15 protein-coding genes and 1 tRNA gene are annotated in these 19954 nt (G+C 50.9%); 6 read left to right on the forward strand and 10 right to left on the reverse strand.

Going from position 1 to position 19954, the window contains the following annotated elements; all coding sequences use genetic code 11:
• Nucleotides 1-50: 50 nt before the first annotated feature.
• A complete protein-coding gene (gene leuD, locus ACIDE9_RS10530) occupies nt 51-689 on the reverse strand; it encodes a 3-isopropylmalate dehydratase small subunit (protein WP_411994689.1) in 639 nt (212 codons plus the stop codon).
• A gap of 12 nt (nt 690-701) precedes the next feature.
• Nucleotides 702-2108 carry a 3-isopropylmalate dehydratase large subunit gene (gene leuC / locus ACIDE9_RS10535; RefSeq protein ID WP_411994691.1) on the reverse strand — a complete coding sequence of 469 codons (1407 nt, stop codon included), beginning with the start codon at nt 2106-2108 and terminating at the stop codon, nt 702-704.
• A 119-nt stretch (nt 2109-2227) separates the two neighbouring features.
• On the opposite strand from leuC, the gene ACIDE9_RS10540 reads away from it, so the two are divergent.
• Both ACIDE9_RS10540 and pagP read left to right on the forward strand, forming a co-directional pair.
• A complete protein-coding gene (locus tag ACIDE9_RS10540) occupies nt 2228-3028 on the forward strand; it encodes a helix-turn-helix transcriptional regulator (RefSeq protein WP_411994693.1) in 801 nt (266 codons plus the stop codon).
• Nucleotides 3029-3128: 100 nt separating this feature from the next.
• Nucleotides 3129-3650: a lipid IV(A) palmitoyltransferase PagP gene (gene pagP, locus ACIDE9_RS10545; protein WP_411994695.1), complete on the forward strand. Its 522-nt coding sequence runs from the start codon at nt 3129-3131 to the stop codon at nt 3648-3650.
• A 12-nt stretch (nt 3651-3662) separates the two neighbouring features.
• Here the strand turns inward: pagP and cimA are convergent, their stop codons facing one another.
• The 5 genes from cimA to ACIDE9_RS10570 form a co-directional block, all read right to left on the reverse strand.
• Nucleotides 3663-5231, reverse strand: a complete 1569-nt coding sequence (cimA, locus tag ACIDE9_RS10550; RefSeq protein WP_411994697.1) for a citramalate synthase — start codon at nt 5229-5231, stop codon at nt 3663-3665.
• 5 nt (nt 5232-5236) lie between these two features.
• Nucleotides 5237-6460 (reverse strand): argininosuccinate synthase, encoded by a 1224-nt coding sequence (locus ACIDE9_RS10555; protein ID WP_194754362.1) that lies wholly within the window; start codon nt 6458-6460, stop codon nt 5237-5239.
• Nucleotides 6461-6499: 39 nt separating this feature from the next.
• The gene (gene argF / locus ACIDE9_RS10560) at nt 6500-7417 is read right to left on the reverse strand and encodes an ornithine carbamoyltransferase (RefSeq protein WP_019882457.1); all 918 of its coding nucleotides are present in this window, start codon (nt 7415-7417) and stop codon (nt 6500-6502) included.
• A 22-nt stretch (nt 7418-7439) separates the two neighbouring features.
• Complete coding sequence (locus tag ACIDE9_RS10565; protein WP_411994699.1) at nt 7440-8630, reverse strand: aspartate aminotransferase family protein; 1191 nt, start codon at nt 8628-8630, stop codon at nt 7440-7442.
• Between the two features lie 62 nt (nt 8631-8692).
• Complete coding sequence (locus ACIDE9_RS10570) at nt 8693-9184, reverse strand: urate hydroxylase PuuD (RefSeq protein ID WP_411994700.1); 492 nt, start codon at nt 9182-9184, stop codon at nt 8693-8695.
• A gap of 388 nt (nt 9185-9572) precedes the next feature.
• Here ACIDE9_RS10570 and mqo point away from each other — a divergent pair, with 388 nt between their 5' ends.
• A complete protein-coding gene (gene mqo / locus ACIDE9_RS10575; RefSeq protein WP_411994702.1) occupies nt 9573-11126 on the forward strand; it encodes a malate dehydrogenase (quinone) in 1554 nt (517 codons plus the stop codon).
• 86 nt (nt 11127-11212) lie between these two features.
• A complete protein-coding gene (locus tag ACIDE9_RS10580; protein ID WP_411994704.1) occupies nt 11213-13003 on the forward strand; it encodes an adenylyl cyclase in 1791 nt (596 codons plus the stop codon).
• A 29-nt stretch (nt 13004-13032) separates the two neighbouring features.
• Here the strand turns inward: ACIDE9_RS10580 and ACIDE9_RS10585 are convergent, their stop codons facing one another.
• The 3 genes from ACIDE9_RS10585 to rnr all read right to left on the reverse strand — a co-directional run bounded on the left by ACIDE9_RS10585 (nt 13033) and on the right by rnr (nt 18200).
• Entirely contained in the window at nt 13033-14808 is a 1776-nt protein-coding gene (locus ACIDE9_RS10585) for an ABC transporter ATP-binding protein (protein WP_411994706.1), read from the reverse strand.
• Nucleotides 14809-14823: 15 nt separating this feature from the next.
• Nucleotides 14824-15585: a 23S rRNA (guanosine(2251)-2'-O)-methyltransferase RlmB gene (gene rlmB / locus ACIDE9_RS10590; RefSeq protein ID WP_411994708.1), complete on the reverse strand. Its 762-nt coding sequence runs from the start codon at nt 15583-15585 to the stop codon at nt 14824-14826.
• 134 nt (nt 15586-15719) lie between these two features.
• Nucleotides 15720-18200 carry a ribonuclease R gene (gene rnr, locus ACIDE9_RS10595; RefSeq protein ID WP_411994710.1) on the reverse strand — a complete coding sequence of 827 codons (2481 nt, stop codon included), beginning with the start codon at nt 18198-18200 and terminating at the stop codon, nt 15720-15722.
• A 35-nt stretch (nt 18201-18235) separates the two neighbouring features.
• On the opposite strand from rnr, the gene ACIDE9_RS10600 reads away from it, so the two are divergent.
• A tRNA-Leu gene (locus tag ACIDE9_RS10600) sits at nt 18236-18320 on the forward strand.
• 286 nt (nt 18321-18606) lie between these two features.
• The gene (locus ACIDE9_RS10605; protein ID WP_411994711.1) at nt 18607-19668 is read left to right on the forward strand and encodes a DMT family transporter; all 1062 of its coding nucleotides are present in this window, start codon (nt 18607-18609) and stop codon (nt 19666-19668) included.
• The last annotated feature ends 286 nt before the right edge of the window (nt 19669-19954 follow it).

A 19954-nucleotide genomic window follows, 5' to 3' on the forward strand; every position in this document is an offset into this window, starting at 1 on the left:
TTCCTTTTATGTTTTGATGTGCCCTCTTTAATGTGAGAGGACACGTTCCATTAAGCAAATAACCAGGGCTGGCTTTGTTTGTGCTTTTCTTCAAAAGTATGGATTTTATCTGCATGCTGCAAAGTCAGGCCGATCTCATCCAGGCCGTTGAGCAGGTTGTGCTTACGGGTAGGTGTGATTTCAAAACTGAATGACTGGCCAGAAGGCGTAGTCACTGTTTGTGCCTCCAAATCAACATTCAGTGTGTAGCCTTCATTCGCCTGGCACTCTTTGAACAGGCTATCCACTTGCTCAGCTGAGGCTACAATCGGCAAAATACCGTTTTTATAGCAGTTATTAAAGAAAATATCGGCAAAGCTAGGCGCAATGATCACACGGAAGCCTTGGTCTTCAATCGCCCAAGGTGCGTGTTCACGGGAGGACCCGCAACCAAAGTTATCGCGCGCCAGCAACACTTGCGCCCCTTGGTAACGTGGCTGGTTGAGCACGAAGTCTTTGTTCAATGGGCGTGTGCTGCAATCCATGCCTGGCTCACCATAGTTGGTGTAACGCCACTCATCAAACAGATAAGGGCCAAAGCCGGAACGCTTGATCGACTTTAAAAACTGCTTTGGAATAATGGCGTCGGTATCGACGTTAGCGCGGTCAAGCGGGCAAACCAGGCCATTTAAAGTAGTAAATGCTTTCATAGTGTTCTCCTCTTATGCGCTACGCACGTCCACAAAGTGACCGGCAATCGCAGCGGCAGCAGCCATTTCCGGGCTCACTAGGTGCGTACGGCCACCCGGGCCCTGACGGCCTTCAAAGTTACGATTGGAGGTTGAAGCACAGCGCTCACCTGGACTCAGTCTGTCTGAATTCATGGCCAGGCACATAGAGCAGCCTGGTTCACGCCATTCAAAACCGGCTTCAATAAAGATCTTGTCCAAGCCTTCGGCTTCGGCCTGGCGTTTGACCTGGCCAGAGCCTGGCACCACCATGGCCAGCTTGATATTGCTGGCGACTTTTTTGCCTTTAGCAACCCCAGCCGCAGCACGCAAATCTTCAATACGTGAATTGGTGCATGAGCCAATAAAAATCTTATCCAGCTGAATCTGGTCAATCGGCGTATTGGCAGTCAGGCCCATATACTTGAGGGCGTTTTCGATACTGGTGCGCTTGGTGGCATCAGCCTCTTGCGCTGGATCAGGCACCGTCGAGCCAATCGGTAACACTTGTTCTGGTGAAGTGCCCCAGGTGACTTGTGGCGCAATCTCAGCACCATTCAAGGTCACCACGGTATCAAACTGTGCATCAGCCTCAGACTTCAGTGTGCTCCAGTAAGCCACGGCCTTGGTCCAATTGTCGCCTTTAGGCGCATGCAGGCGGCCTTCCAGGTAAGCAGCTGTTTTTTCGTCTGGCGCAACCAGGCCTGCGCGTGCACCGGCTTCAATCGCCATGTTACACAGCGTCATACGGCCTTCCATGGACAAGCCACGGATCACTTCGCCACCAAATTCAATCGCATAGCCAGTACCACCAGCAGTCCCGATTTTGCCAATAATGGCCAGTGCCACGTCCTTCGCGGTCACACCTTTGCCTAATTGACCATCAACACGCACCAGCATGCTTTTGGATTTCTTGGCCACCAGTGTTTGTGTCGCCAACACGTGTTCTACTTCTGAGGTACCAATACCATGCGCCAGGGCACCGAAAGCACCATGGGTAGAGGTGTGGCTATCGCCACAGACCACAGTCATGCCAGGCAAGGTTGTACCATTTTCAGGCCCGATAACGTGGATAATGCCCTGGTCTTTGTTTTTAAACGGGAAATACACCAAAGCGCCAAACTCTTTGATGTTGTTGTCCAGGGTTTCTACCTGCAGACGCGAGATCGGGTCTTCAATGCCTTTATCCCAGTCCTTGGTCGGCGTATTGTGGTCAGGGTTCGCCACAATACTGGAGTTACGCCATGGCTTGCGGCCAGCCATGCGCAAGCCTTCAAACGCCTGCGGGCTGGTGACTTCGTGTACCAGGTGACGGTCGATATAAATCAAACAGGTGCCATCAGATTCTTCATGCACCACATGCGATTCCCACAATTTGTCGTACAGCGTTTTGCCTGCCATGACAGTTCCTTTCTTACCACGCAAATATTGATAAAACTCGCGCAGAATACCTAAGTTTTAATACCCTTACAAGAATATAGTTTATACTAGTATTAAGACTAATAGGATAAACAAATCAAATGGATACGAGAAGGCAGGAGCTAGCAGAATTTCTGCAAGCCATGCGTCAGCGCGGCACCCCGGAAGAGTTCGGATTCCCTTCTGGCTCACGCCGCCGTACACAAGGTTTACGCCGCGAAGAAGTCGCACAGCTGGCCAGCATCAGTGCGACCTGGTACACCTGGATAGAGCAGGCACGCGACGTCAATGTGTCGGCCGAAGCGCTGGACAGGCTGGCTACTGCACTCAAACTCAGCAAGTCTGAACGCAGCTATTTGTTCGACATGGCCGATAGGCGTGACCCACAAGCACATCAGAACGAAGTTGACACTGCCCCGGAAACACTGGTTGCAATGCTGGAGCAGATGCAGATTCCCGCCTATGTGATGGGCCGCACCTGGGATATCTTGGCCTGGAACCAACCAGCGCAAGCCTTATTTACCGGCTTGTTAGACATCTCCTGGCCAGCAACTCAGCGCCCTAACCTGCTGCGCTTTGTGTTTGCCAGTCCGCAAGCCCGGCAGTTTGTCGTCAATTGGGAGATGCGCGCACGCCGCCTGGTGGCTGAGTTCCGCGCAGATTGCCGTTCACGATTAGAGGAACCTGAGGTCAAGCAACTGGTCAGTGAATTAAGTACCGCCAGCGTTGAGTTTACGCAATTCTGGAAACAACATGATGTGCTGGAAAGACAAGGCGGGCAACGCGAGTTTCAACACCCCGTGCACGGGTTGATTCACTTTCAACAAGTGACCCTTAAACCCGTAGAACAAGAACAACTCAAACTGGTGCTTTTGCAACCAACCAGCACGGCCGATTTGTGAGAAAATGTTAACAAAACACTAAATTACCTGAAACGTTATGAAAATATATGCACTTATCTTGATCGGCGCACTCAGCCTCCACGCGCATGCGGAAACGGCCATGACAGAGTCGGCAACTACGGAGCCAACAAATACAGAAACACCCAATACCTGGTTTGGACAACTTAAAAACCACCTGACTGAGGTATGGCAAAAATCCGATCAAACCGACTTATATGTCCCGCTGGTGACTTATCACAACAGAAGCATGTACTCGAAAGAGAAGATCGACTCTTTTAATGAGCGTCCGTGGGGGCTGGGCATCGGCAAGTCATACCGCGATGCTGATAGCAACTGGGATGGTTACTATATGATGGCATTTAAAGACTCACATGACGACTGGGAACCCATTGTCGGTTATGGACATGTCAAAAATCTGGTCGGCCAGGCCAGTGGCTTAAATGCCGGCGTGGGATTAACGGCCGGGTTCACAGCCAGAAGTGATTACAACTACAAGCCGCTGCCTGTGCTGCTGCCGATTGCAGCCATGGGATACGATAAAGTGATTCTCAACGCCACCTATGTGCCTGGCACAAAGGGCAATGGTAATGTGCTGTTTATGTGGTCAACGGTGGCATTTTAACTGGCGCGCAGATTAAACGCGGATCAGTTTATACTCAATGGCATCTTTCAGCGCCAGCCACGAGGCCTGAATAATGTCAGAAGAAACGCCCATGGTGGCCCAGGTGGTTTGCTGATCGGTAGACTCAATCAACACCCTCACCTTGGCCGCAGTCGCCAGGTTAGAGTCCAGCACGCGCACTTTGTAATCCACCAGCTTGATGTCCTTGATAGCCGGATAGAATGGCTCCAGCGCCTTACGCATGGCTTTATCCAGCGCATTGACCGGACCATCACCTTGCGCAGTAGCTGCCGCATCCTTGCCTTTGACGCTCAAATGGATGCTGACAGACGAGTTCAAACCATCTTCCGAAGGCTCGTAAATATTCACTTTGTAATGTTGCAAGCTGAAAAAAGGCTCAAACTTGCCCAGCAATTTTTGCATCAGCAAATCAAAAGAGCTTTCGGCATTTTCAAACTGGTAGCCTTCGTGCTCCAGCGCTTTGAGATGCTCCAGGATATTGACTGCAGCGTCAGACTCTTTGGTCAAGGCAGGATCTATTTGTTGCAATTTGCGCAAAATCGCGCCGCGCCCTGCCACCTCAGACACCAGGATATGGCGCTCATTGCCGACCGTCCCGGGATTAATATGCTCGTAAGATTTAGGGTTTTTATTCACCGCATCAATATGCATGCCGCCCTTGTGTGCAAAGGCATCATGACCCACATACGGCGCTTTATCGTTAAATGCCACATTGGCCACTTCACTGACAAAACGCGCCGCCGCAGTCAACTCAGACAATTGCGCCGGTGACACACACTCCAAGCCCAGCTTGAGTTGTACATTCGGGATAATCGATACCAGGTTGGCATTGCCACAACGCTCACCAATGCCATTGATGGTGCCTTGCACCTGTACTGCGCCTGCCTGCACGGCGGCCACTGAGTTTGCTACGGCCATTTCGCAATCGTTATGGCAATGAATACCGATTTGAACGGACGGGAAACGCTTCACCACGGTCTCTGTGATCGCAAACACTTCGTTCGGGAAAGTGCCGCCGTTTGTATCGCACAAAGCCAGCACATCCGCACCCGCCTCTACCGCGGCTTGCAGCGTCTGCATGGCGTAGTCAGCGTTGGCCTTGTAACCGTCATAAAAATGCTCGGCATCGAACACCACCTCTTTGCCCTGCACTTTTAAATAGGCGATGGTGTCGCTGATCATCGCCAGGTTTTCCTGCAAGGTGGTGCGCAGGATATCGGTGACCTGGTAGTCCCAGCTCTTGCCAAAAATGGCCACCGCTTGCGTGTTGGCAGACAGCAGCGACTGCAAGTTTTTATCTTCAGCGGCCGAGATACCAATACGGCGCGTGCTGCCAAATGCAATAATTTTGGCATGCTGCAAATGCAATTCGCCGACGCGTGCAAAGAATTCCAGGTCTTTAGGATTAGAACCCGGGTTTCCCGCTTCAATATAGCCTATGCCCAATTGGTCCAGGCGTTGTACGACCTTAAGCTTATCCTCAACCGAAAAGGAGACGCCCTGCGCTTGCGCGCCATCACGTAGCGTGGAGTCATAGGCAATGACGCGTCGACTGGCCATAAAAATTATTTTTTACGGTTGTGCAGGTTCGCTGCAATACGCATACGCAAGGCATTCAACTTGATAAAGCCACCTGCATCGCGCTGGTCATAAGCACCTTTGTCATCTTCAAACGTGGCAATGGTTGAATCAAACAAGGAGTCTGTCTTGCTGTCACGGCCCACCACAATCACATTCCCTTTGTAGAGCTTGACACGCACCCAGCCATTCACGGTCGCCTGTGTATGGTCGATCAGCGTTTGCAAGGCCACACGCTCAGGGCTCCACCAGTAACCGTTGTAGATCAGGCTGGCGTAACGTGGCATCAAGTCATCTTTCAAATGCGCCACTTCGCGGTCCAATGTGATGCTTTCAATCGCACGGTGTGCCTTGAGGATAATGGTACCGCCAGGCGTTTCGTAGCAACCACGCGACTTCATGCCCACATAGCGGTTTTCCACCAGGTCCAGACGACCCACGCCGTGCTTACCGCCAATACGGTTTAATTCGGCCAGAATCTCGTGTGCCTTCATGGCTTTGCCATTCAGGGCCACGATATCACCATTTTTGAACTCAATATCCAGGTACTCGGCAGCATCAGGTGCCTTTTCCGGTGACACAGTCCAGCGCCACATATCTTCTTCAGCTTCAGCGGAAGGATCTTCCAGGTGACGGCCTTCATAAGAGATATGCAACAAGTTGGCATCCATGGAGTATGGGCTACCACCTTGCTTATGTTTCATCTCGACTGGAATGCCGTGTTTTTCGGCATAAGCCAGCAGTTTTTCACGGGACAACAAATCCCACTCACGCCATGGCGCAATAATCTGGATATTCGGGTTGAGCGCATAAGCACCTAACTCAAAACGGACCTGGTCGTTGCCTTTACCGGTCGCCCCATGCGAAATGGCATCGGCTTTGGTTTCATTGGCAATTTCAATCAGGCGCTTGGCAATCAGTGGGCGTGCAATGGAGGTACCCAGCAGGTACTCGCCTTCGTACACCGTATTGGCACGGAACATCGGGAACACAAAGTCACGCACAAACTCTTCACGCAAGTCGTCGATATAAATCTCGCTCACGCCAAACTTCTTGGCTTTTTCACGTGCCGGTTCCAGCTCTTCGCCTTGACCGAGATCAGCGGTGAACGTCACCACTTCACATTGATAGGTATCTTGTAACCACTTCAAAATCACGGAGGTGTCCAGACCACCGGAATAAGCCAACACCGCTTTTTTAATATCGCTCATCTAAAATTATCCCAAACTGAATTCATCAGGCTTGTGAAATCAAGCCACTTTTCCTAACAACAAATATTCCATCAATGCTTTTTGCGTGTGCAAGCGGTTCTCCGCCTCATCCCACACCACGCTTTGCTTGCCATCAATCACTTCAGCAGACACTTCTTCGCCGCGGTGCGCTGGCAGGCAGTGCATAAACACAGCATCGGCCTTAGCCACTTTCATCATGTCTTCATCGACTTGCCAGTCAGCAAAATCTTTACGGCGCTCTTCGTTTTCGGCTTCAAAACCCATCGATGTCCACACGTCAGTGGTCACTAAATCTGCATCACGTGCCGCTTCCATCGGATCAGCAAAAGACTCAAAGTGCGAGGTGCCATACAGATTGGCGCGCTCAGGCTCGACTTCATAGCCCGGCGGCGTAGAGACATGTACATTAAAATCGAGTACTTCTGCCGCTTGCAACCAGGTATTGCAGACGTTATTACTGTCACCAATCCAGGCCACGGTTTTACCTTGTATCGAACCACGATGCTCGATAAAAGTAAAAATATCAGCCAGTATCTGGCACGGGTGGTATTCATTGGTCAGGCCATTGACGACGGGCACGCGCGAGTTTTGCGCAAAGCGTTCAATGATGCTTTGCTCAAAAGTACGAATCATAACGATGTCGCTCATACGCGAAATCACTTGTGCTGCATCCTCTACCGGCTCACCGCGACCCAATTGTGAGTCACGCGTATTGAGGTAAATCGCTGAGCCGCCCAATTGCTGCATACCGGCCTCGAATGACAAGCGTGTACGCGTACTGGCTTTTTCAAAGATCATGACCAGCGTGCGGTCAACCAGCGGCCAGTATTGCTTGTAGTCTTTAAACTGCGATTTAATCCATTTGGCACGCGCAAAGATATGTTCAATCTCGTCGCGCGTCAGGTCATTAAATTGCAAAAAGTGTTTAATACTCATAATGTGTTGGGCGCCTGTTAAATCAAGCGCTTGCCTTTAAAAAATTCAATATCAGTGGCGTCAGTCTGCTGACCAGCTCATCCGCTTCTTGCTTGTTCATCACCAGGGATGGCAGCAAACGAATTACTTTTTCAGACGTCACGTTAATCAGCAACTTGGCTGCCAGTGCTTGCTTGACCAACTCTGCACAAGGCCTGTCCAGCTCAATGCCTATCATCATGCCAGCATTGCGGATGTTGACAACACCAGCCTCGCCTTTGAGAGATGCAGTGAATTGCTGGCGGATGTAATCACCCACCGTGTCTGCATTTTCACGCAGTTTTTCTTCGGCAATAATATCCAGCGTCGCCAAACCAGCAGCTGTCGCTAACGGGTTACCGCCAAAAGTAGAACCATGTTTGCCTGGGGTGAAGGTTTCAGCCGCGACGCCACGCGCTACACAGGCGCCAATCGGCACGCCTGAGCCCAGGCCCTTGGCCAGGGTCATGACATCCGGCACGATGCCAGTATGCTGGAACGCAAACCAGGTACCCGTTCTGGCAATGCCGGATTGCACTTCGTCCAGCATCAGCAACCAGCCATTGGCATCACAAATCTCGCGCAAGCCTTGCAAATAGGCCTTGAGGCTGGCCGGAATATGCACGCCGCCTTCACCTTGCACGGGCTCGACCAGAATGGCAACCACATTATTTTTGTGTGAAGCGATGGTTTTCACTGCTTCAAGATCATCAAATGGCACACGCAGGAAACCACTCACCAGTGGTTCAAAGCCCGCTTGCACTTTGCGGTTGCCGGTGGCAGACAAGGTTGCCATGGTCCGACCATGAAAGCTTTGATCCATGACAATGATTTCAGGGTGGTCTATACCCTTGTTGTGGCCATACAGTCGTGCCAGTTTGATGGCCGCCTCGTTGGCTTCACAACCAGAGTTACAGAAAAACACGCGGTCCATGCCGGACAATTCAGCCAGTTTATCGGCCAGCGCAGATTGCTCGGCGATCTGGTAAATATTGGAGACATGGATCAATCTGGCAATTTGCGCATTGAGTGCAGCCACAAATTTTGGATGGGCATGGCCCAAACCATTTACTGCCACGCCTGACAGCGCATCCAGATAGCGATCACCGGCAGTGTCTGTCAGCCAGACGCCCTCGCCTTTGACAAAGGTCACAGGCTGTCTACCATAGGTGTTCATTAAGTGTTCCGAATGCATTTCAAACCCTTTTTCAAAAAACAAAAACGGCGGCTTAAGCCGCCGTAAACGCCTTAAACCCGCTAAAAACCTAATACTGCACGATGACTGAGTCCATTGGCCATAAAGAACAGCATGGGCAAGGAGAGCATCAAATTGGTACGTGATGCCAGCATGGCCACACGTCGTGCTTTATTTTTTGCCGCATCATCAGCGGCAACCATACCCAGAATCTTTTTCTGGTTGGGCCAAATCAGTACCCAGACATTAAACAGCATAATCGTGCCCAGCCAGGCACCAACACCTATCAGCTCAAATCCGTTACGCAATGCAAAGGCATCAACAAAATGCGGCCCCAGCAAAGCCGCACCGGCCAGCCATGTCACAACAGCCGACCAGCGAAACCATAACAAGGCGCGTGGGGCAATATGTTTATTAATCCCGGCGGCTGTTCCATCCGCAGCGGCAGCCTTGAGGCCTGCCATTTGTACCAGGTTAAAATAATAAAGCAGGCCGACCCAGGTAATGCCTGCCAGAAAATGTATCCATCGTGCGAGTGCTGGTACCAGTTCCATGGATCAGCCCCCTGCCACAATGAAATTTTTAAGGAAAAAAACCAGAGCCAGGGTTAACAGCAACCCTGAAATGACGGACCCGACAACTGATTCCAGCGGATTTTTCATACGCACCCCAATCATGTGTTCCACAGTGAGCCTGACTACTTGCCACGTTTAGGGAAACTTGCCGCATTACAACACCCGCATCAAAACACAATGAGGCTTGCGAACTGTTTGCCCTAACTTCAAGTCAGGATTCGTTTTTTTCTAGTTTTAAACCATTTCTGGTGAATGTCAGAGATTACCGCAAAAGCCTTTTGTTGACAAGTTCGTGCAATCGCGATTGCAGCGGCTTTGCAGGCGATTCAATGTCGTCTATGCAGCGTGTTTTTCGATTTATATTATAATGCGCGGCGGCATTATGATTGTGCGTTTGACATCCAGGCGCCTCAACACGGGGGAATCACAAACCATGGCAACAACTGATCTCGATGTATTGTTGGTGGGTGGCGGCATTATGAGCGCTACGCTGGCAGTTCTGCTACATCGACTCGACCCAACCCTGCATATTTGCATGGTAGAGCAACTCGATGATGTTGCCCTCGAAAATTCAGATGCATTGAATAATGCCGGGACCGGTCACGCCGGTTATTGTGAGCTCAACTATACCCCCAAAGATAAACATGGCGACATTCAGATTCGCCGCGCCCTCGAAATTAACGCGGCATTCGAGGTCTCGCTGCAATGCTGGTCCAGCCTGGTCAAAGAAGGCGTATTAAATGCGGCTGATTTTATTCAACGCGTGCCGCATTTAAGCGCAGTTTGGGGCGAAAGTGATGCTGCATTTTTACGCAAACGCTTTGAGGCATTACAAGCGCACCCGCTATTTGCCGAGATGCAATGGAGCGACCAGGCCAGTCAATTAAGTGACTGGATGCCGCTGATGATGGCCGGTCGCCAGCCTGCCGAAAAAATGTCTGCTACCCGTGTTGCACATGGTTCGGATGTAAATTTTGGCGCCCTGACCCGCCAACTGGTTGCCTATTTAAAAACACGCCCGAACTTCACCTTGCTAACGCAATCGCGCGTCACCAAACTCAAACAACAACAGCAACGCGAACAAAGCAGTTGGCAAGTGCATATCCAGCATTTACCTTCAGGCCATACGCAAACCTATCAATCCAAATTTGTCTTTTTAGGTGCTGGTGGCGGCGCACTGCCCTTGTTGCAACAATCTGGCATCCCGGAAGCACATGGCTATGGCGGCTTCCCGGTCAGCGGCCAATGGCTGATTTGCAACAATCCCAAACTCATTAACACCCATCATGCAAAAGTCTACAGCCAGGCGGCTGTTGGCGCACCACCGATGTCCGTGCCGCACTTGGACACGCGCATGATACAAGGCCAGCCAGCATTGCTGTTCGGCCCTTATGCCGGGTTTACCATGCGTTTCCTGAAACAAGGGTCGCGCTTTGACTTGGCCAAATCGGTCAAACTGAAAAATATCAAAAGCTTGCTAGGGGTTGGCCGCCACAATCTCGACTTAACCAAATATCTGATTAAAGAAGTCTTTCAAAACCACGAGCAGCGCATGGAATCCTTACGCGTGTTTTTGCCTGAAGCAAATGGTGCTGACTGGCAGTTAGCGCATGCCGGGCAACGCGTACAAATTATCAAGCGCTGCCATCAACACTGGGGCAAGCTCGAATTTGGCACCGAAATTGTTGCCAGCGCCGACGGCAGCTTAGCTGCCCTGCTTGGCGCTTCACCTGGTGCTTCGGTTAGCGTGAAAGCCATGCTGGATGTGTTGCAACGCTGCTTTGCCAGCCGTATGCAAAGCAGCGAATGGCAAGACGCACTGAAAGCGCTGATTCCTTCTTTTGGTGAATCACTGATTGACGATGCCAGCTTACTCGCCCGCGTGCGCAGCGACGCATTAAGCACCCTGAACTTGGGCTAGACCATGGCATATCATCGTATTGCCACACACACCCGGCAATGTATAGAAAATGAAAAAAATGGAATTTCATAGGCCGTGTTGCGGTCATGTATGAAATGATTTCGATTGAAAGCTCCCTGTTTATGCGTTCTTTTTTGCCAGACTCTTTAACATTTAAAACGCTCGGCGCTGGATTTGCCGCCCTCTTGTTACTTGGCTGCCAGGCAACCGATGCCAAAAAGGCGCAACCGGTGACACCTGACTTTGGTGCCAATGTCATCATTCTGGATCCAGGCATGTCGCCGGACGCGATCCAAAACAAACTGGACAGCTTGTTCAAGCAGCAGGAAGCCAACCAGTTTGGCCCTGAACGCTATGCCGTCCTGTTCAAGCCTGGCGTCTACCACAACAAAGTCAAACTCGGCTTTTATACGCAATTACTGGGCTTGGGACAGTTTCCTGATGATGTGATGCTGCAAGGTGGCATCCAGGTAGAAGCACGCTGGCATGAAGAAGATGCCACGCAAAACTTCTGGCGCAGCGTAGAAAACCTTTCGGTGACGCCAGACAATGGCACCATGCAATGGGCCGTGTCGCAAGCTGCGCCCCTGCGCCGTATTCATGTACGCGGCAATATGTTGCTAGACGATAATGGCGGCTGGTCCAGCGGCGGTTTTATTGCTGACAGCCTGATTGACCAGCAAATCAACTCAGGCACGCAGCAACAGTGGTTGACCAGAAATTCAACCGTTGGCAGTTGGACCAATGCCAACTGGAATATGGTGTTTGTGGGCGTTAAAAATGCACCAGATGGTGAGCACTGGCCTACCCCGCCTTACACGGTGGTCGAGAAAACGCCACTTGTGCGTGAAAAACCCTTTCTCACCATAGACAGCACAGGGGCTTACCAGGTATTCGTGCCTGCCTTGCATACCGACACGCAAGGCATCTCCTGGCAACAAGCACACGTAGCAGGTGAAACTTTGCCGCTGTCGCAGTTTTATATTGCCAAAGCGGCGGTTGATACTGCAGACAGTATCAACACCGCGCTAAACAGTGGCAAGCACCTGCTGCTAACACCAGGCATTTACACCCTGAACAAGCCTTTGCAAGTCACTCAGCCAAATACCGTCGTCCTGGGCTTGGGCATCGCCACGCTGAAACCGGTAGCGGGTAATGTTGCCCTGTCGATTGCCGATGTGGACGGCGTAAAACTGGGCGGCGTGTTATTCGACGCCGGTGAAAAGAATTCTGACGTTTTGCTGCAAATCGGCGATCACAAGGGCACTGTCAGTCACGCCAACAACCCCACCACCTTACATGATGTATTTTTCAGAGTGGGCGGGGCGGCCGTTGGCAATGCCACGCACAGCGTCATCATCAACAGCAATCATGTGATTGGTGACAACTTGTGGGTATGGCGCGGCGATCACGGTAACGGTATCGGCTGGGCCATCAATAAAACCAAGCACGGTATCGTCGTTAACGGTGATGATGTGACGATGTATGGCTTGTTTGTAGAACACTTCCATGATTACCAGACGGTGTGGAACGGCGACAATGGCGCGGTCTATTTCTACCAGAGCGAAGCACCTTATGATGTGCCTGATCAGCAAAGCTGGATGAATGGTAGTGTTAATGGTTTTGCTTCTTACAAAGTGGGTGACCAGGTGACGCGCCACAAAGCGGTGGGCATGGGTGTGTATTGCTTTTTTAATGACAACCCCAGCGTGAAACTTAATAGCGCGATTGAGGCACCGGTAAGCGACCAGATTCAATTCCAACGCATGACCAGCGTGTCATTGGGCGGCACCGGGGAAATTACGCATCTCTTCAATAACCTGGGTGATGCTGCCAAACCTGGCAATGAGGTCGTCAGGATGCGCGCAGCACCTTAAGCGGCAAATACAGTGCAGCTTGGCGAAAGTCAGGCCGTTTGCTGTCCATACAAACGTTGATAAACGCTGCCTGCCTGCTTAACCAGCGCCTCATGCTGCCCTTCTTCGATAATACGACCACCGTCAAATACCAGCACACGGTCAGCTTCTTTCACCGCCGATAAGCGATGGGCAATGATGATGGTGGTGCGGCCACGCAAGAATGTGCGCATGGCTTGATGCAATAGAGCTTCGGTGTGTGTATCCAGCATCGAAGTCGCTTCATCCAGAATCACGATTTGCGGTTGCTTGAGCATCATGCGTGCAATCGCCAGCCGCTGACGCTGGCCGCCAGACAGGCGTACGCCGCTGCGCCCCAGTTGGGTGTCCAACCCTTCTGGCAAATCACGGACAAATTGTGCTAACTGCGCGACCTCCAGCGCTTGCCACAAAGCATTATCCGCATAAGACTGGTCCAGACTCAGGTTTTGCCGCACGCTATCGTTAAACAGCATGGGTTGTTGTAACACCACGCCCAGATGCTCGCGGATTTGTGCATAGCCCAATTGCTCAATGGCCTGGCCGTTGAACAAAATCTGACCACGACTGGGTGCATACAAACCAAGCAGCAATTGCACCAAGGTGGATTTGCCTGCACCCGACACGCCCACCAGCGCCACCTGTTCGCCCGGTGCAATATCCAGACTCACATCCTCTAGAATCGGGCTGCCCTCACCATAGGCAAACGTGACCTGCTGCAAACGAATCGCCGCCGGGCTATGTGTGGTAAATCCGTTGACCTGTGCGGGATAATGCGGCTCTTCGTCAGCGGCCAGCACCTGGTTAATCCTGCCCAACGCGGCTTTGGCGGCGTAATAAGATACTTGCACTGACAACAGTTCTTGCACAGGCCCCATCATGAACCATAAATAACCAAACACCGCGATCATCTGCCCAACGGACAGGTTGGAAAACACCACCATCAGCATTGCCACTGCGCGAAAAATTTCAAAGCCAAACAGAAAAACGCCAAACGATAACCGTGATAAAGCATCTGATTTCCACCCGGAAGCGGTCGCCGCAGCCCTCACCGCTTCGGCAGCCTGTTTGGCCTTATCCAGAAAACGTTTATCGCTGTTGCTGGCACGCAATTGCTGCATGACCTCCAGCGTTTCAGTGACAGATTGTGACAGCATTTCAAAAGCACTGTTTTCACGCTGCTTCCACACCTTGATCTTTTTACCCAGCACCATCGTCAGCCCGATCACAAATGGGTTCAACAACAGGATAATCAGCGCCAGTTGCCAGTGCATCCACAGCAAAACGACAGCCACACCGATAACACTGAGGACCGCCACCAGCACTTTAGCGATGGTTTCCCCCAGAAACTTGTCCAGTGTTTCAATATCCGTCAGCAAGCGTGCCGTGATCTGGCCTGCGCCCAGGCTTTCATAAACCTGCATGCGGATACGGGAGAGTTTATCTAACAGTGTCTGCCGCACGCCCAGCGTCACCTGCTTGGACAGGCCGACAAAAATACGCGTGGTGGCGACGCCCAGCAGCACACTGCCCAGACGCAAGCTCATGGTCAGCAGCGTCACCAGCAGAATGATGGCAATCGGCCCCAGCGAATCCGCCGGCAGCAGCCAGGTCATGAATTGCGTGAGCTTACCGGGCTGATGGAGTAATACTTCATCTACCAGCAAGGGCATTAGCAAAGGAATAGGCACCGCCACAACGGCGCCCATAAACGCCAGCCATTGCCCCAGCCACAAACGCCGGGATTGCAGACGTAGCTGCTGCCACAAATCACGCAAGGTCAACATCACAACGACCGGAAATTAAGCTTTGCCGCCAGCCAACACACGCTGACGACGAATCTCATATAAGGCAATGCCACTTGCAACACTGACGTTCAGGCTTTGTACCGAACCGAACATCGGGATGGTGATCAGTGCATCACAAGTTTCCTGGGTCAAACGGCGCATCCCATCCCCTTCAGCGCCCATGACGAGTGCGATCGGGCCTTCCAGCTTGGTGTTATGCAAGGAGCCAGGGGCATCCATGGTGGTGCCGACGATATATACCCCAGCCTCTTTCAATTCGCGAATGGTACGGGCAAGATTGGTGACCGAGATAAACGGCACAGTTTCTGCCGCACCACTGGCGACTTTACGCACAGTGCCATTGAGGCCAACAGAACGATCTTTAGGCGCAATAATCGCGTGTACGCCCATGGCATCGGCCACGCGCAAACAGGCACCCAGATTATGCGGGTCCTGCACGCCATCAAGAATCAGGAAAAATGGTGGCTCATCGAGGTCTGACTCCAGAATATCGTGGATATCTTTGTAAGGCATAGGCGTTTCCACCACACGGGCAATCACACCCTGATGACGGCCATGCGCGCCAATAAAGCCATCCAGACGATGGCGCTCGGCCTGAATAACACGAATATTTTGCGACTTTGCCATGTCGAGTAAATCGCGCATACGCGCATCGACACGGTCTTGATCAATAATAATTTCCTGAATGCTGCTGCCATGCTGACGCATGCGACTCAACACCGCATGAAAACCAAACAGAATGCGGGTTTCTGACATAGTGACTCCTAATTTTTCTTAATGACTTTTGCCAACTCATCTGCAAAAGATAAAACACGAATCGCGCAGGCCCAGCAACATTTTAATATTGCTACGCACTGCGCGAATAAATAACAAACTAACCTCAGGCGCTATTATCGTGCTTTTGCCTTGGGTTTGCCTTTATTTTTTTGTGCCGAGTGGCGACCTTTATCCTTGGCTGAACGTGATTTTCCTGCTGTCGCTTTGCCTGTCGTGGGCTTATCGCCCTGGCTACGCGGTAATTTTGCACCGGCACTGGCAGGTTTGGCTTTTGTAGTCGCAGACTTGGCCCAGGCCGCTGGCGCTGCTTTAACAGGCGTATTCAATCCTGCCGTTTTAGCAGACCGGCCTCTTGTACCAGCCGGCTTCTCGTTATCAGCGGATAATCCACCCTCCACCTCTGCCGAGCCTTCTACGGCGCCAACCAGCGTAAAGTCGATACGCGAAGTCTCCAAATCAACCCGCACCACTTTCACGGTTAAACGATCACCCAGGCGGTAACGTACACCTGTACGCTCACCCACCATTTCGTGGCGGGCTTTATCATGAATGAAATAGTCATTGCCGAGGTCAGTCACGTGTAACAAGCCTTCAACGTATACCTCATCCAGCGCCACAAACAAACCAAAGCTGGTCACACCAGCCACCGTGCCGCTAAATACCTCACCAACCTTATCCTGCATGTAAAAACATTTCAGCCAGTTGGTCACATCACGCGTGGCATCATCGGCACGGCGTTCGGTCATCGAGCAATGCACACCCAGTTGATGCCAGTCTTTGGCTTGATAACGTTTGCCTTCTACCACAGCCTTGATGGCACGATGCACCAGCAAGTCCGGGTAACGCCGAATCGGCGAGGTAAAGTGGGTGTAAGCCTCATAAGCCAGGCCAAAGTGACCAACATTATCCGGGCTATACACCGCTTGCTGCATAGAGCGCAACATCACGGTTTGCAACAACTGAGCATCTGGCCGTGTCTTGATACGCTGCATGAGTTTGGCATAGTCTTTGGCACTTGGATTCTCGCCGCCGCCTACACCAAAGCCAAACTCGCCCATAAACAAGCGTAAGGCTTCCAGTTTTTCAGGTGTCGGGCCTTCGTGGATGCGGAACAAACAGGTTTGTTCATTTTTCAGCAAAAAGTCGGCCGCACAGACGTTAGCTGCCAACATACATTCTTCAATCAGCTTATGCGCGTCATTGCGCACTACAGGCACGATCTTGTCGATTTTGCCGTTATCATTAAACACCATCATGGTTTCGGTCGATTCAAACTCCACCGCACCGCGTTTTTCGCGCTGGGTCAGCATCAACCTGAACAAGCTGTTTAAATTTTGCACATGCGGTAACAGCCAGGCGTATTCTTCTGCCAGCGCAGGGTCTTCGCCCTGCAACAAGGCCGCGACCTTGGTATAGGTCATGCGCGCCTTAGACAGCATGACAGAAGGATAAAACTGGTATTGCTTGACCACGCCCTGGCCATCGATCTGCATATCGCACACCATGCACAAGCGTTCAACATCCGGGTTCAGTGAACACAGGCCATTAGACAACGCCTCTGGCAGCATAGGGATCACGCGGCGAGGAAAATACACCGAGTTGCCACGGTCGTAAGCATCTTTATCCAGTGCATCGCCAGGTTGCACATAAAAACTCACATCGGCAATCGCCACTACCAGACGCCAGCCTTTGCCTTGCGGCTCAGCAAACACGGCATCATCAAAGTCACGCGCGGTTTCACCATCAATGGTAATCAATGCCAGGTCACGCAGGTCCTTGCGGCCTTTGTAATCCTTAGCTTGCACGGTTCTGGGAAAGTCCTCAGCCTGCTTGACCGCTGCAGGATTAAACTGATGCGGCAAATGATGTTTGCGCAAGGCAATCTCGATTTCCATGCCACTATCAGCATAGTTACCCAAAATCTCTACAATCTTGCCCATGGGGCTGGAATGAGAAGAGGGATACTCCGTCAACTCAACCGTCACGATCTGGCCGACCTGTGCATCCATATCCAAATGATAAGGAATCAGCACATCCTGGCTGATGCGCTTATCCTCTGCGGCAACAATCGTCACGCCTTGCGCCCGAATCACGCGACCGACCAATGTTTTGTTGGCACGCTCTAGTACCTCAACCAGCTTGCCTTCTGGGCGGCCCTTACGGTCCACACCTGCCAGGCGCACCATGGCACGGTCACCATGCATAACCATGGTCATTTCCTTGGGGCCGAGGAAAATATCTTCTGGATTCTTGGTTTTATCGTCGGGGACTAAAAAACCATAACCATCGGTATGGCCAAACACGGTGCCTGCAATCAAGTGAATCTTATCTGGCAGGCAAAATGCGCCCTTGCGATTCCGCATGAGTTGGCCATCACGTTCCATGGCCCCCAGCCTGCGGTTAAAAATATCTCGTTCATCATGGCTGATGTCGAGCAACACATAAATCTGGTCGGCACTCAGGGGAACACCCTGATCTGACAATAACTGCAACACCAACTCGCGACTTGGCAATGGTGTTTGGTATAACTCAGCTTCACGCTGGGCCTGCGGGTCATTTGCACGCAGGGATTTTTTCGTTTTTCTGGTTGACAATATTTATTCTTCCTTTAAAATGCACAGCTTCTTTAGCCCAGATGGCGAAATTGGTAGACGCGCTAGTTTCAGGTACTAGTGTTTAACGACGTGGAGGTTCGAGTCCTCTTCTGGGCACCATCAAGCAGCTCACAAGCTGCGCCAAATTAGACTCCCAAGCAACTGATATTTTTTGTGTACAAAAACGTGTACCGAAAAGATTTTGCTTGGCTGTTTTTTGAATCAACATGAAGCAAGTTTAACACCCTTTCCACTTCATTCCTGATTTAACGAAAATTTCTCTTTCTGACACTCTTGGCTACAATGCCACTCCAGCACCTTTAGTTCCATCCACCTTTAGTTCCATCATGTAAAATTCACTGAATGGACTGACTCCAAGCCCCAAATCTTGCGTTAACTGGTAAATATGCTCATAAAAATACATCCTGATGCGATTTATGCCATATTAGCTGCCATTCTGTTTGGCTTGGCAACCCCTATTGCCAAGCTTCTAGTCAGCGACGTTTCACCACAAATGCTTGCAGGTTTATTGTACGCAGGCAGCGGGTTGGGGCTATTTATACTGTACGGCATCACTCGACTGTTCAAACGCAGTCATCAAGAACAAAACGCCATCCAGTTATCGGACTTGCCTTGGCTAGCAGGCGCTATCATCTCTGGAGGCATGCTTGGGCCAGCATTACTCATGCAAGGACTGCTATCAACGCCAGCCTCCATGGCTTCACTATTGCTCAACCTTGAAAGCGTACTGACAGCAGCGTTCGCCTGGTTCATATTCAAGGAGCATTTTGATAAACGTATCTTTATTGGGATGGTTTGCATCGTTCTTGGCAGCCTGCTGTTATCGTGGCCCAAACAGCTGAATGCCGCTTTTCCATGGGGAGCCTTGGCGATTGCAGGTGCTTGTGCCTGCTGGGCAATTGATAACAATCTCACTCGTAAAATATCGGCCAACGATGCGTTACAAATTGCCTGTATCAAAGGCTTAGCAGCTGGTTTTGTGAACTTAGTGATCGCGCTCAGCCTTGGTAACAAGTTCCCCGGTTTACCTATCGGCATAAGTGCAGCCACTATTGGCTTTATGGGTTATGGGGTCAGCCTGGTACTGTTTGTCATTTCCTTGCGCCACATCGGCACAGCAAGGACTGGCGCATATTTTTCTGTGGCCCCGTTTGCGGGCGTCATTTGCTCGTTTGTGTTATTACATGAACAACCAGATGCTTTATTCTGGGTGGCAACAGGCTGCATGATGATTGGTGTATGGCTTCATTTAACCGAACATCATGCACATGCGCATCATCACGAAGCATTATTACATAAGCATATTCATACACACGACGAACATCATCAGCATATACATGACTTCGATTGGGATGGGATTGAGCCTCATGTACACCCGCATCAACATACAACATTAAGCCACAGCCATCCGCATTTTCCTGATATACACCATCAACATAAGCACTAGCCAAATAAAATCGCAGAATAATGCATAGCCAGCCACTGGATTCAGGTTTCAATGTCACAAAGCAGGCTGGTTCGACTAATTTAATAAGTAATAAAACGGCACTGTGCAGATTATAAAAACACACGATTGATCTAATGGTAGCGCCTCCTTAAGCCATTTTGACACGCTAATCAGTGCGTTAAGTACCAACTATACCTCCCGCCCTTAAAATTAACTTGTTTTAACTTAAGTTTATAATTAACATTAATTAACACTTCATCCATGCAGCAAAGAAGTGTATTACGTC

Origin of the sequence: Methylophilus sp. 'Pure River' (assembly GCF_046765995.1) — a bacterium.
Taxonomy (GTDB): Bacteria; Pseudomonadota; Gammaproteobacteria; order Burkholderiales; family Methylophilaceae; genus Methylophilus.

Coding starts and splice junctions, on each gene's coding strand:
- leuD (WP_411994689.1), bottom strand. CDS start 689: ATGAAAGCATTTACTACTTTAAATGGCCTGGTTTGCCCGCTTGACCGC.
- leuC (WP_411994691.1), bottom strand. CDS start 2,108: ATGGCAGGCAAAACGCTGTACGACAAATTGTGGGAATCGCATGTGGTG.
- ACIDE9_RS10540 (WP_411994693.1), top strand. CDS start 2,228: ATGGATACGAGAAGGCAGGAGCTAGCAGAATTTCTGCAAGCCATGCGT.
- pagP (WP_411994695.1), top strand. CDS start 3,129: ATGACAGAGTCGGCAACTACGGAGCCAACAAATACAGAAACACCCAAT.
- cimA (WP_411994697.1), bottom strand. CDS start 5,231: ATGGCCAGTCGACGCGTCATTGCCTATGACTCCACGCTACGTGATGGC.
- ACIDE9_RS10555 (WP_194754362.1), bottom strand. CDS start 6,460: ATGAGCGATATTAAAAAAGCGGTGTTGGCTTATTCCGGTGGTCTGGAC.
- argF (WP_019882457.1), bottom strand. CDS start 7,417: ATGAGTATTAAACACTTTTTGCAATTTAATGACCTGACGCGCGACGAG.
- ACIDE9_RS10565 (WP_411994699.1), bottom strand. CDS start 8,630: ATGCATTCGGAACACTTAATGAACACCTATGGTAGACAGCCTGTGACC.
- ACIDE9_RS10570 (WP_411994700.1), bottom strand. CDS start 9,184: ATGGAACTGGTACCAGCACTCGCACGATGGATACATTTTCTGGCAGGC.
- mqo (WP_411994702.1), top strand. CDS start 9,573: ATGCGCGGCGGCATTATGATTGTGCGTTTGACATCCAGGCGCCTCAAC.
- ACIDE9_RS10580 (WP_411994704.1), top strand. CDS start 11,213: ATGTATGAAATGATTTCGATTGAAAGCTCCCTGTTTATGCGTTCTTTT.
- ACIDE9_RS10585 (WP_411994706.1), bottom strand. CDS start 14,808: ATGTTGACCTTGCGTGATTTGTGGCAGCAGCTACGTCTGCAATCCCGG.
- rlmB (WP_411994708.1), bottom strand. CDS start 15,585: ATGTCAGAAACCCGCATTCTGTTTGGTTTTCATGCGGTGTTGAGTCGC.
- ACIDE9_RS10605 (WP_411994711.1), top strand. CDS start 18,607: ATGCTCATAAAAATACATCCTGATGCGATTTATGCCATATTAGCTGCC.